This is a genomic window from Pseudoalteromonas sp. SMS1 (genome assembly GCF_021530565.1).
In the GTDB taxonomy this organism is placed as follows: Bacteria; Pseudomonadota; Gammaproteobacteria; order Enterobacterales; family Alteromonadaceae; genus Pseudoalteromonas.
Map to the genome: position 1 here is coordinate 65,635 of NZ_JAKGBI010000025.1, position 13,270 is coordinate 78,904.

Here is a 13,270-nt window from a genome sequence, read left to right on the forward strand (position 1 = left end):
AAACCTTTACGTTTTAAGACTTTTCAGAGAAAAGTTTAAATATCGCACTGAAATCTTCCGCCCCTTTGCCTTGATTTTGCATCAGGTTATAAAGATTTTTAGCAAGTGCGCCCATTGGGGTGGCTGAATTTGTCTGCTGAGCTGCTTGCATTGCAAGTCCTAAGTCTTTTGCCATCAAATCCACCATAAAACCCGGTTTGTACTCATTAGAAGAAGGAACATTGTCCAGTACATTCGGGCATGGGTTATACACTTCAAGTGTCCAATTGCGCCCAGAGCTATTAAGCATAATTTCGCTTAATACTTTGGGGTCTAAGCCGTGATCTACACCCATTTGGAGTGCTTCGCTGGTCCCTGCCATTAAAATTGACAGCAGCATATTATTACAAATTTTTGCGACTTGCCCGGCACCTATGTCCCCAGCATGATAGATATTTTTACCCATATCTTTCAATACTGTGTGCGCTTTGGCAAAATCTTCGTCGCGTCCACCAACAATGAAAGTCAATGTCCCAGCAGCAGCTCCGGCCACACCCCCAGACACTGGCGCGTCAACAAAAGATATACCCACGTTTGCAAGCGCTTTGCCCACAAACTGAGCTGACTCTGCATCTATTGTCGAACAGTCAATAACCAGTGCCGACTTACTAAGGTAGTTGATTAATCCATCTTCGCCAGTATAAATTGAACGAACATGTTTCCCTGCAGGTAGCATACTGATCACAAAATCAGCATCTGAACATGTCTCTGACATTTTAGATGCCGCTTGAGCACCTTGCTCAACCAGTTGATTTACAACTTCTTCGTTAAGGTCAAATACCGTAACTTGGTGGCCTGCTTTAACCAAATTAGCAGCCATTGGGCCACCCATGTTACCAAGGCCAATAAATCCTACTTTTGCCATTTTTTATTTCCTTACATGTCTGCCAGTGGGTGGTTTACTGCATCCCATTTTGGTTTGAAGAAGCCTTCAATTACGTCAGCTTGTACGTCATTGATTGATTTGAATCGCCAATTCGGTTTGCCATCTTTATCAATTAATAAAGCACGCACCCCTTCTTGAAATTCACCGACCTCACCACAGTGTACCGACATCGCTAATTCATGTTGGAAACATGTTTTTAGAGACTTACCGGCTAAGCGCTTAAGTTGCTCGCTTACGAGTGCAGCACTTATTGGTGAACCATGTTTTAAACCTGCTTGTGCCCTGCTCAGCCACTTATTGTCACTGCTATCAATAGACAGAATATGATCAATTTGCGCAGATAAATCGGGGAGTTCTACTAAGTGTGCAATGTCGTTCACAAGTGGCTTAAGCGCACTGTTAGGCAAAGTATGTGCACCATCCTCAATCGACAGAAGTAACTGTGTCAGTTTGTCATGGTTCAATACGTTGGTTTTACCCCAATTCACTTCACGCAAATTATGGAGCAGGATGTCAAAGTGATCAGCATTAATAAAATGGTCCGCAAGTCCAACTAGCTTTGCATCGTTTGCATTGACAGAAGCGCCCGTTAATCCTAAAAACAATCCCATACCTGCAGGCATTTGATTCAAGAAGTAAGAGCCCCCCACATCAGGGTAAAGACCAATTGTGATTTCAGGCATCGCAATACGTGACGTTTCGGTTACGACTCGGTGGCTTGCTCCAGCCATCAGGCCCAGACCGCCACCCATAATAATGCCATTACCCCATAGTAGAATTGGTTTGTCATAATTGTGGATCTGATAGTCTAAACGATATTCTTCACTGAAAAAGGTCTCGAGGTAATTATTACCATCGTTTGCAGCCATTGAATTGTATAGGCTGACAACATCACCACCAGCACAGAATGCTTTTTCACCTTCACCTTTTAGGACTACCATGGCGATGCTATCGTCGTTTGCCCACTCAGTGAGTTGTGGTGCAAGTAGGCGGATCATGTCTAAGTTAAGCGCATTTAACGCTTTTGGCGCATTTAAGGTGGCAATCGCCACCTTCATGTCATTATTACAGTGCGCCAATTGGAACACGACCAGCGCGTCTTCTTGGTTTAGTAACTGTAATTCAACCATTAGCCATTCACCCAATTTGCTTTACGCTTCTCAAGAAACGCATTCACGCCTTCTTTTTGATCTTGCGTATCGAATAAAGTCACGAATAACTCACGCTCTAAGGGCAATGCACTGTCAATGGTCCCTGTCCGGCCTTTTTGGATCAGTGATTTACAGGCGGTTACAGCAACAGGGCTTTGATCTTCAACTTTTTCAGCCAGTGCCAATGCAGCTTCAAGTGCTTGACCTTGCTCTACAACTTCTTCTACTAGGCCTATCTTTTCTGCTTTGTCCGCTTTTAAACGTTCGCCACACAAAATCATACGCTTCGCCCAACCTTCGCCGACTAACCACGCCAAGTTTTGTGTACCGCCAGCACACGGCAATAAGCCAACTTTGGCTTCTGGTAGTGCCATTTGAGCTTGGGCTTCTGCAATTCGGATATCACAAGCCAGCGCAACTTCTAAGCCTCCGCCCATCGCAAAGCCATTAATTGCTGCAATAGACACACCACGGAAATTGCTTAGTGTTTCGAAAGCTTCGCCAAACACACGCGACATATCAGCGGCAACACCTTTATCACCGTCAGCAAACACATTCAGATCGGCGCCAGCAGAGAAGAACTTTTCACCTTCGCCTGTAATTACCAGCGAGTAAATCTCTTTATCCGCGTTTAGTTCATTAACCAACTCTTTTAGGCCAACTAATGTGTCACGTGTCCACGTATTTGCAGGCGGATTAGACATAGTAACAATTGCAATGTGGCCACGTTTTTCAAGTTTTAATTGTGCAGACATTTATTCGCTCCTTATAAAACGCTTGCAGCGCCTTCAGCTAAAATTCGACGGGCAATAATCACGCGCATGATCTCATTGGTGCCCTCTAAGATTTGGTGAACGCGTACATCACGTAAATGGCGCTCAAGTGGGTATTCTTTGATGTAACCGTAACCGCCATGAATTTGCAGTGCGTCATCACACACTTTGGTACCAACATCAGTTGCAAAGCGTTTTGCCATTGCACAATAGGTGGTCTTTTCAGGGTCGTTACTGTCGAGCTTAAATGCTGCCAAACGCACCATTTGACGCGCCGCTACAAGCTCTGTATTCATATCCGCGATTTTGAACTGCAATGCTTGAAAAGCCGCCAGTGGTTTACCGAACTGTTGGCGCTCTTGCATATATTCTTTGGCTGTATTCAGCGCTTGTTGCGCAGTACCAAGAGAACAGGTCGCAATATTGATACGACCGCCATCTAAGCCTTGCATGGCAAATTTAAACCCTTCGCCTTCTTTGCCCATCAGGTTAGCAGCAGGAATTCTGACATCTTCAAAGGTGATCAAACGTGTAGGCTGCGCATTCCAGCCCATTTTCTCTTCCGCCTTTCCGTAGATTACCCCTGCTGCGTCAGCAGGTACTACAAACGCAGAGATCCCTTTAGGGCCTTCTTCACCAGTGCGGGCCATAACCACCAACACATCGGTCTCACCCGCACCTGAGATAAACATTTTCGAACCATTCAACACATACTCATCGCCGTCAAGTACTGCTTTGGTTTTCAAAGATGCGGCGTCTGAACCCGAACCAGGCTCTGTTAAACAGTAGGACGCCAGTAACTCACCCATTACGAGTTGGTCCATATACTGGCTCTTAACAGCATCAGTACCGAAACTTGCGATCATCCAAGTGGCCATATTATGGATGGTCAGCATCGCAGTGGTTGCCGTGCATCCCATAGACAGTTGTTCAAAAATAATGCTTGAGTCTAAGCGCGATAAGCCTAGACCACCAGCTTCTTCTGGTGTGTATAACCCGCAAAAACCCAGTTCACCGGCTTGTTTAATCACGTCTTTTGGAAAAATATGCTCCTGATCCCAGCGCGCAGCATTGGGCGCAAGCTCAGTCATAGCAAATTGGTAAGCGGTTTCGGCGAATGCCTGTTGATCTTCATTCAGATTAAAGTCCATAAAAGACCTCTCTTGTTGTCATCTCAAACGAATATGCATTCGTTTGTTTTTATTCTTGTTGCACCTGTTATGCGTCAGGCGTTACTACTAAAAGCCCAGCATAGATACTGGGCTCGAAATAAATTGCAGGATTAACGAAGGTTAATACTCATATTAGGGCCAGTCACCGCTTCATCGGCAAACCAGCGAGATGTAATAGTCTTAGTTTCTGTATAAAAACGAACACCTTGCTTACCATACGTGTGGACATCGCCGTAGAATGAATTCTTCCAACCAGTGAATGAGAAGAAAGGCAATGGCACAGGAATTGGAATATTAATACCAACTTGGCCAACTTGAATTTCCTGTTGGAACTTACGCGCTGCAGCACCGCTTGCTGTGAATAATGAAACACCATTACCATATGGGCTGTTGTTAACAAGCGAAATAGCTTCTTCTAATGTGTCCACAAACACACAGTTTAGCACCGGACCAAAGATCTCTTCTTTGTAGATGTCCATCTCTGTTGTCACGTTTGTGAACAGTGTTGGACCAACCCAGTTACCATTCTCATACCCTTCAACAGTAAAGTCTGAGCCATCTAGCAAGCAGGTAGCGCCTTGTTGTTTACCCGACTCAATTAAAGACAGGATACGTGCCTTAGCCGCTGCTGATGTCTGCGGGCCATATGCCGCTTCTGGGTCATCCCAAACACCAGGTCGTACTTTTTCAAGACCCGCTTTTAAGTCGTCTACCCATTCTTGAGACTTGCCAACGAAAACAGCAACAGAAATACCCATACAGCGCTGACCCGCAGCACCGACTGAAGCGCCCACTAAGTTGTTAATGGTTTGCTCTTTGCTCGCATCCGGCATGATCACCATGTGGTTTTTTGCACCAACACAAGCTTGAACACGTTTCAGGTTTTCAGTCCCTTTACTGTAAATATACTGACCAACGCCACAAGAACCTACGAAAGATACAGCGCGAATTTCAGGCGCCTCCAAAATTTGGTCTACTTGGTCTTTACCACCATGAACCACTTGTAGTACGCCTTTTGGTGCACCGGCTTCTTCAAATAGCTCAACCAAGCGCATTGGTGTTAGAGGATCTTGCTCTGACGGCTTCAATACAAATGTATTACCGCAAACAATGGCCATTGGGAACATCCACAATGGGATCATTGCTGGAAAGTTAAATGGCGTGATACCTGCGCACACACCTAAAGGCTGGATGTATGAATACGTGTCGATATTACGTGCCACGTTTTCAACTGTTTCGCCCATCATCATTGCAGGCGCATTGGCAGCTTGTTCTACCACTTCAATTCCGCGCCAAACATCCCCTTTTGCATCTTCAAACGTCTTGCCCAATTCATGACAAATGATGGTTGCGATTTCTTCCTGATGCTCTTTTAACAGCGCAGCATAACGCATCATAATTCGCGCACGCTCAGGCACTGGTACATTTTTCCAAGTTTGGAATGCTTCTTGTGCCGAATTAATTGCGGCTTGTACTTCTTGTGACGTTGCGCAAGGTACCTGTGCAAGTACTTCTTGATTTGCTGGATTAACAACGTCTAACCATTTGTCAGACTGCGACTGTGTGAATTCACCGTTGATGTATAATGGTACCTGGTGCATTTTGCACTCCTCCCCAAATAAACTGAAAGTAGCGCCGCGTTAAAAGTTAGTATAGTTGCGGCGCTTTGACGATTTAAACTTCTACTGCGAGTGCAACCGCTTCACCACCACCAATACACAGTGATGCAATACCTTTTGACAGGCCACGGTTGCGAAGTGCATGAATAAGCGTAACAAGGATACGTGCGCCACTTGCACCGATTGGATGACCAAGAGCACATGCACCGCCGTTCACATTTACTTTGTTGCTATCTAGTTTCATTTCGCTGATTGCAAGCATAGTTACCATTGCAAACGCTTCGTTGATTTCCCAAAGGTCAACATCCTCTTTTGACCAACCCGCCTTGTCTAGTAGCGTATTCATCGCGCCCACTGGCGCCACAGTGAATTCTGCAGGTGCTTGTGAATGCGTTGCATGCGCTACGATTTTACAAAGTGGCGTAAGACCATGTGCCTTTGCTTCCGACTCGCTCATCAAAATTAACGCTGCTGCACCATCTGAGATAGAAGATGAGTTAGCAGCAGTGATAGTGCCGTCTTTTTTGAACGCTGGACGTAGTGAAGGAATTTTTTCTGGACGCGCGTTACCTGGCTGTTCATCTGTGGTTACTTCTACATCCCCTTTACGCGTAGAGATAATGTGTGGGATAACCTCATTGTCAAAACTGCCATTTTCGATCGCTGCGCTCGCTTTACTCAGTGAGCTAAGCGCAAACTCATCCATATTTTCACGAGTAATGCCGTATTGATCCGCGGTATCTTGTGCAAAACAACCCATTGCTTTTTTGTCATACGCATCTTCTAAGCCGTCGGCCATCATGTGGTCAATGACTTGGTTGTGGCCCATACGCATACCACCGCGCGCGTTTGGCATAAAGTATGGTGCATTCGTCATACTCTCCATACCGCCTGCTACTGCTGTTTTAATACTGCCAGATTTGATCAAGTCATGAGCAAACATCGCCGCTTTCAGACCTGAACCACAGACTTTGTTAATAGTTGTTGCACCTGTCGAGCGTGCAAGGCCCGCGTGAAGCATAGCTTGACGCGCTGGCGCCTGACCAAGACCCGCAGGTAAAACACAACCCATAATGACTTCATCGATGCTGGCATCCGATAAACCAGTATCATTCATTACAGCTTTAATTGCAGTTGCGCCTAAATCAGTTGCTGCTGCACCTGAAAGGCTACCCATAAAACCACCCATAGGTGTACGTTTTGCTGCTACAATGACTACGGCTTCGTTACTCATTAAAAACTCCTGTTAACAAGCAAATTGCTTGCTTTTAGTAATCTATTACGTCGAGCATACCTAAAATTTACGTTTACGCCAACGTAAATCTAAAAACAAGCGTTTTGCGATTTTTAAAAATGTAAAGTTTACTTGCACAATTATCTTGCCAGAGTGGAAAATAACCGCGCATTCCCTTGCTATATCCTATGTTGAAGAGCAAATTAACAAAGCATATAGTGCCTTATGCGAGCTAAAAGTAGTCCAAGATTCAGATTTTGCATATGCGACTAAAGCATGATGCAAAAACGGCACTTTACCTTTACGTAAACTTCACTTATATTGGTCTAATCAGTTTCGAAGTAAGTGTGTAAATAATGCAAGACACCAATAAAGAACCAACCTACTCAATAAGCGAGCTCGCTAAGGAATTTGACATTACCACACGAAGTATTCGTTTTTATGAAGATCAAGGATTACTTTCACCAGAGCGTAATGGACAAACCCGAATTTATTCTAAAAGAGACAAAGTCCGTCTCAAACTCATTTTGCGCGGGAAGCGACTTGGTTTCACGCTTGCCGAAACTGGCAGACTGTTTGAACTCTATGACGCGGACAAGTCTAGCGAAAAGCAGCTACATACCATGCTGCAACTTATTGAAGAGAAAAAAGCAGACCTCAGCCAGCAAATGGATGACATCAAAGTTGTTTTGATGGAACTCGTGACGGCAGAGAGACGCTGCTTAGATACATTAAAAGAATTACAAGACTAATCAATACACAGTATGTGTCAGCCCGGAGTGGTTGTTTAACTGACATGCACTCCGGTTCCCTCTGGGGAACGAAATACACAATCTCACACAGGATGACAACAAATGAGCACTGTATCACTATATAAAGAACTGAATTTTGGACTTGGCGAAACTGCGGACATGATCCGAGATCACGTTAACAACTTCGCGACCAGCGAAATTGCCCCGCTTGCCGAGAAAACAGATCAGGAAAACGCGTTTCCGAATGAACTTTGGCCAAAGTTTGGTGAAATGGGCTTACTCGGGATCACGGTGCCAGAAGAATTTGGTGGCGCGAACATGGGCTATCTAGAGCACGTTATTGCAATGGAAGAAATTAGCCGAGCAAGTGCATCAATTGGTCTCAGTTACGGCGCACACTCAAATTTATGTGTGAACCAGATTAATCGCAACGGTAACCAAGCACAAAAAGAAAAGTACTTACCAAAACTGATCAGTGGTGAACACATTGGCGCATTGGCCATGAGTGAACCTAACTCCGGTTCTGATGTTGTATCAATGAAGTTAAAAGCGGAGAAAAAAGGCGACAAATACGTACTTAACGGCAATAAAATGTGGATCACCAACGGGCCTGATGCCGACGTATTTGTTATCTATGCAAAAACTGAATTAGATGCTGGTCCTCGCGGTATCACTGCATTTATCGTCGAGCGCAACTATCCAGGTTTCTCAACAGCCCAAAAGCTAGACAAACTTGGTATGCGTGGTTCAAATACCTGTGAGCTTGTATTTGAAGATTGTGAAGTACCAGAAGAGAATATTCTAGGCACGCTTAACGAAGGCGTAAAAGTGTTGATGAGTGGCCTCGATTACGAACGTGTCGTCCTAGCTGGCGGCCCGTTAGGTATTATGCAAGCTTGTATGGATGTGGTTGTGCCTTATATCCATGAACGTCAACAATTCAATCAGTCAATTGGTGAGTTCCAACTTGTGCAGGGCAAAATCGCCGACATGTATACGCAGATGAATGCTGCGCGTTCATACGTGTATACCGTAGCAAAAGCGTGCGATCGCGGTGAAACAACCCGTAAAGATGCCGCCGGAGCCATTCTTTATGCCGCTGAACTGGCAACTAAATTAGCACTAGACGCTATCCAACTGCTTGGTGGTAACGGTTATATCAACGAATACTCTACAGGTCGCTTACTGCGAGACGCCAAGCTGTATGAAATTGGTGCTGGGACGTCTGAGATCCGCCGTATGCTTATCGGCCGTGAGCTGTTTAACGAAAGCCGCTAAGGAGAATTGGCATGACAGTATTAAATTCAGCTGTTAATACGCATGACCAACAGTTTAAAGATAACCATGACGCGATGGCGTCATTGGTTGCTGATTTAAACGACAAGGTCGCAACACTCAGTCAAGGTGGGGGTGAAGCCCTCATAGCTCGCCACCAAAGTCGCGGCAAGCTTTTTGTCCGTGATCGGATCGATACCCTCCTCGACGAAGGTTCTCCATTTTTGGAAATATCACAATTTGCAGCGTTTGGCGTGTATGAGCAAGATATTCCGTGTGCTGGCGTTGTTGCAGGTATAGGCCGCGTGAAAGGTGTTGAATGCATGATTGTGGGTAATGATGCAACGGTAAAAGGTGGCACTTATTTCCCACTAACCGTTAAAAAGCATTTAAGAGCCCAGGAAATTGCAGAGCGTTGTCACCTACCGTGTATTTACCTTGTTGACTCTGGCGGTGCAAACCTACCCGAACAAGATGAAGTATTCCCAGACAAACTGCATTTTGGACGTATCTTTTACAACCAGGCACGAATGTCAGCAAAAGGCATACCGCAAATTGCCGTCGTAATGGGCTTGTGTACTGCTGGCGGTGCATATGTACCAGCGATGGCCGATGAAAGTATTATCGTCAAAGAGCAAGGCACCATTTTTTTAGCGGGTCCACCGTTAGTAAAAGCTGCGACTGGTGAAGAGGTAAGCGCAGAGGATTTAGGTGGTGCCGACGTCCATTGTAAGGTTTCTGGCGTTGCCGATCACTATGCTGAAAATGATGAACACGCATTATCTATTGCTCGTCAATGTGTCGAAAGGCTCAACCATCAGCGCCCTACTCAACCCATTTTAAAGGACATCAAACCACCTAGATATGATATCCGCGAAGTCTACGGCATTGTCGGTACGGATTTGAAAAAACCATTCGACGTGCGCGAAATCATCGCTCGAATTGTGGATGACTCTCAGTTTGATGAGTTTAAGCGCTACTTTGGTGAAACTTTAGTGACTGGATTTGCAGAGATCTTTGGTCGCCCAGTCGGCATTGTCGCTAACAATGGTATTTTATTCTCTGAATCAGCGCAAAAAGGCGCACACTTTATTCAGCTTTGTGCACAACGTGATATTCCACTGTTATTTTTGCAAAACATCACAGGCTTTATGGTGGGTCAAAAGTACGAAGCAGAGGGTATTGCGAAACACGGTGCCAAGATGGTGACTGCGGTGTCGTGTGCCGATGTACCTAAATTCACCGTACTCATCGGTGGTTCATACGGTGCTGGTAACTATGGCATGTGCGGTAGAGCCTACGAGCCAACCATGATGTGGATGTGGCCAAATGCGCGCATCTCAGTTATGGGGGGTGAGCAAGCTGCTGGTGTACTCACTCAGGTTCGTCAAGATGGCCTTGCCCGCAAGGGCCTGAGTATGAGCGATGACGAAGTCGCTGAATTCAAAAAGCCAATCGTAGAACAGTATGAAAAGCAAGGGCACCCTTATTATGCGAGTGCACGCTTGTGGGATGATGGCATTATCGACCCTGCTGAGACACGAAATGTACTGGGGTTGGCACTAGAAGCTGCTGCAAATGCACCAAGCCAAGAGTCTAAGTTTGGCATCTTCAGAATGTAGGGGGCGTGTATGTCTGTCACTTTAAATATTACAAAAAGCAAGGTGGCGATCTTAGAACTAAGTCGCCCGGAAAAACACAATGCATTCAACGCTGAAATTATTGCAGAGCTTATCAAAACCATTGAATATGCCAATGAACTAGACGTCAAAGCCTTAGTATTAAAAACCCAAGGCAAACACTTTTCAGCTGGTGCAGACTTGGCTTGGATGCAGTCAATGGCGAACAACAACTACGAAGAAAATGTCGCCGACTCAATGGAACTGGCAAAGTTGATGAACGTGTTGGCTACATCGCCTCACCCGACGCTATGTCTTGTTCAAGGGGCCGCATTCGGAGGCGCACTGGGTCTTATTGCTTGTTGTGACATCGCCGTTGCAAGCAGTAACGCTAAATTCTGTTTAAGCGAAGTAAAGCTGGGGTTAATTCCCGCGGTTATTAGCCCCTATGTCATCAAAGCAATGGGCGAAAGACACGCACGTCGTTACTTTTTAACAGCTGAAGTATTCAAAGCAGACAAAGCTTTAGAGCTTGGACTGATTCATGAAGTTACCGACAACCTTGATGCAAGCGAAACACACTTTATTGAGCTGTTGCTAAACAATGGCCCACAGGCTGTCAAAAGTGCCAAAGCGTTAATTGAAGAAGTCGCTGGTAAACAAATCGAAGACACATTGATTGCGCATACTGCAAAACGCATTGCAGAGATCCGAGTCAGTGAGGAAGGACAAGAAGGTCTAAGTGCCTTTTTTGAAAAGCGCGCGCCGAAATGGCAACCTACTGCAAGCGAGTAAGGAGTAGTCAATGTTAAAAAAGATCTTAATTGCGAATCGTGGTGAAATTGCCTGCCGCGTCATGCGCACAGCAAAACGATTAGGTATGACAACCGTCGCCGTATACTCAGATGCCGATGCCAACGCACTGCATGTTCAAAATGCAGATGAAGCGTATTATATCGGTGCTGCGCCAAGTAAAGACTCCTATTTAGTGAGCGATCGAATTTTGGATGTGGCGCTACAAAGTGGCGTCGATTGTATTCATCCAGGCTACGGCTTTCTATCTGAAAACGACACGTTTGCCAACGCCTGTGAAGACAACAATATCGTATTTGTAGGTCCACCGGCGAGTGCGATTGAAGCAATGGGCTCCAAAACACGCGCAAAAGAAATCATGGCAGACGCAAACGTGCCATTGGTGCCAGGCTACTACGGGCAACAACAAGAGACTGAGTTTTTGACTGCCGAAGCCGAAAAAGTTGGTTATCCTGTACTGATAAAAGCCGCTTTTGGGGGGGGTGGTAAAGGTATGCGGGTTGTCAGAAATGCTGATGAGTTCCTCAGCGCGCTTGAAGGTGCAAAGCGAGAAGCACTCGCGAGTTTTGGCAATGACTTAGTATTATTAGAACGCTTTGTTGATAAACCTCGCCATGTTGAAGTACAGGTATTTGCCGATAATCATGGTAATTGTGTCTATCTGGGCGACCGTGACTGTTCGCTGCAACGCCGCCACCAAAAAGTAATTGAAGAAGCACCTGCACCAGATTTGAGCGATGCGCTTCGTAAAGAAATGGGCGAAGCGGCTGTGCGCTGTGCACAAGCCATAAATTATCGCGGTGCGGGTACCGTCGAATTCTTATTATGTGGGGACGAGTTCTTCTTCATGGAGATGAACACACGCCTACAAGTTGAACACCCCGTAACTGAAATGGTCACTGGCCAAGATCTTGTAGAATGGCAAATTCGTGTTGCGAACAACGAACGCTTACCACTGACGCAGTCGCAAATCTCATTGCAAGGCCACAGCTTTGAAGCACGTATTTATGCTGAAGACCCAGAAGAAAACTTCATGCCTTATTCTGGTAACCTCACACATTTGAGCTTTCCTGACGCTCAGCGTGGCGTACGCATAGATACAGGGGTTCAACAAGGCGATGAAATAAGCCCATTCTATGATCCAATGATCGCAAAGCTCATCGTGCATGGCCACGACCGACGTACAGCTTTGCTCAAACTAAGATCAGCGCTAAACGAAGTCCATTTGGCGGGTGTAAAAAGCAACATTGCCTTTTTACATCACCTTGCAGAGCACCCAACATTTATGGCTGGAGCACCGGACACACACTTTATTGACACGCAAACCGAACAGCTCACAGCTTCAAAAGCACCGAGTGACACGATGGTCTGTTTAGCCAGTATCGCGTACCTTGCTCACAAACAAGCACCCACGCTTCATTCGCCTTGGCAGCAGGTTGGTTTTAGGTTGAATCAACCGCGAAAACTCACCGTGCCGTTTACAGAGCATTTTGTTGTCGCGCAAGCGCAAGGTCACCATTGGCAGGTACACTACCAAGATTTTGAACATCGCGTTGAAGCAACATTACATGACCACAAACTCACTGCCAATATTGATGGAAAGCGTCTTATTGCGGATGTGCTAATCAGTGAAACCGATATTACGGTCATGTATGGCCCTTACCAACATACTTTTGAGTTGAAGGCCAAGCACTATGTCAGTGAACACGAACATCAAGAAGCACCGCTTGCCGCGCCTTTAAATGGCACTGTGGTTAAGCACCTCCAAGAAACTGGCACTCAAGTTGCTAAAGGGGATCCTATTGTAGTGATTGAGGCCATGAAAATGGAATATACATTGAATGCGCCATTTGATGGCACGCTAACAAGCTATTGCTTTGATGAAGGTGAGCTAGTAAACCACGGTGCAATGCTGGCCATTGTAGAGGAAGCTTAAT

At 45.7% G+C, this 13,270-nt stretch carries 11 protein-coding genes; 5 read left to right on the forward strand and 6 right to left on the reverse strand.

Going from position 1 to position 13,270, the window contains the following annotated elements:
* Positions 1-13: 13 nt before the first annotated feature.
* The 6 genes from mmsB to L1286_RS21205 all read right to left on the reverse strand — a co-directional run bounded on the left by mmsB (position 14) and on the right by L1286_RS21205 (position 6,874).
* The gene (gene mmsB, locus L1286_RS21180) at positions 14-904 is read right to left on the reverse strand and encodes a 3-hydroxyisobutyrate dehydrogenase (protein ID WP_235409044.1); all 891 of its coding nucleotides are present in this window, start codon (positions 902-904) and stop codon (positions 14-16) included.
* Positions 905-915: 11 nt separating this feature from the next.
* Complete coding sequence (locus L1286_RS21185) at positions 916-2,055, reverse strand: enoyl-CoA hydratase/isomerase family protein (protein WP_235409045.1); 1,140 nt, start codon at positions 2,053-2,055, stop codon at positions 916-918.
* The gene (locus tag L1286_RS21190; RefSeq protein WP_235409047.1) at positions 2,055-2,831 is read right to left on the reverse strand and encodes an enoyl-CoA hydratase; all 777 of its coding nucleotides are present in this window, start codon (positions 2,829-2,831) and stop codon (positions 2,055-2,057) included. Before L1286_RS21190 ends, L1286_RS21185 begins: the two co-directional genes overlap by 1 nt.
* Before the next feature lie 11 nt (positions 2,832-2,842).
* Entirely contained in the window at positions 2,843-4,000 is a 1,158-nt protein-coding gene (locus tag L1286_RS21195; RefSeq protein ID WP_235409048.1) for an acyl-CoA dehydrogenase family protein, read from the reverse strand.
* A 131-nt stretch (positions 4,001-4,131) separates the two neighbouring features.
* Entirely contained in the window at positions 4,132-5,622 is a 1,491-nt protein-coding gene (locus L1286_RS21200) for a CoA-acylating methylmalonate-semialdehyde dehydrogenase (RefSeq protein WP_235409050.1), read from the reverse strand.
* A 73-nt stretch (positions 5,623-5,695) separates the two neighbouring features.
* On the reverse strand, positions 5,696-6,874 hold the full coding sequence (locus L1286_RS21205) for a thiolase family protein (protein WP_235409051.1): 1,179 nt from the start codon (positions 6,872-6,874) through the stop codon (positions 5,696-5,698).
* A 356-nt stretch (positions 6,875-7,230) separates the two neighbouring features.
* Between L1286_RS21205 and L1286_RS21210 the strand changes: the two genes are divergently transcribed.
* The 5 genes from L1286_RS21210 (at position 7,231) to L1286_RS21230 (ending at position 13,269) form a co-directional block, all read left to right on the forward strand.
* On the forward strand, positions 7,231-7,626 hold the full coding sequence (locus tag L1286_RS21210) for a MerR family transcriptional regulator (RefSeq protein ID WP_023400459.1): 396 nt from the start codon (positions 7,231-7,233) through the stop codon (positions 7,624-7,626).
* Positions 7,627-7,728: 102 nt separating this feature from the next.
* On the forward strand, positions 7,729-8,904 hold the full coding sequence (locus L1286_RS21215; protein WP_235409052.1) for an isovaleryl-CoA dehydrogenase: 1,176 nt from the start codon (positions 7,729-7,731) through the stop codon (positions 8,902-8,904).
* Between the two features lie 11 nt (positions 8,905-8,915).
* Positions 8,916-10,523: a carboxyl transferase domain-containing protein gene (locus L1286_RS21220; RefSeq protein WP_235409053.1), complete on the forward strand. Its 1,608-nt coding sequence runs from the start codon at positions 8,916-8,918 to the stop codon at positions 10,521-10,523.
* Between the two features lie 9 nt (positions 10,524-10,532).
* Positions 10,533-11,315, forward strand: a complete 783-nt coding sequence (locus L1286_RS21225) for an enoyl-CoA hydratase/isomerase family protein (RefSeq protein WP_235409054.1) — start codon at positions 10,533-10,535, stop codon at positions 11,313-11,315.
* A 10-nt stretch (positions 11,316-11,325) separates the two neighbouring features.
* Positions 11,326-13,269, forward strand: a complete 1,944-nt coding sequence (locus L1286_RS21230) for an acetyl/propionyl/methylcrotonyl-CoA carboxylase subunit alpha (RefSeq protein WP_235409055.1) — start codon at positions 11,326-11,328, stop codon at positions 13,267-13,269.
* Position 13,270: the final 1 nt, after the last annotated feature.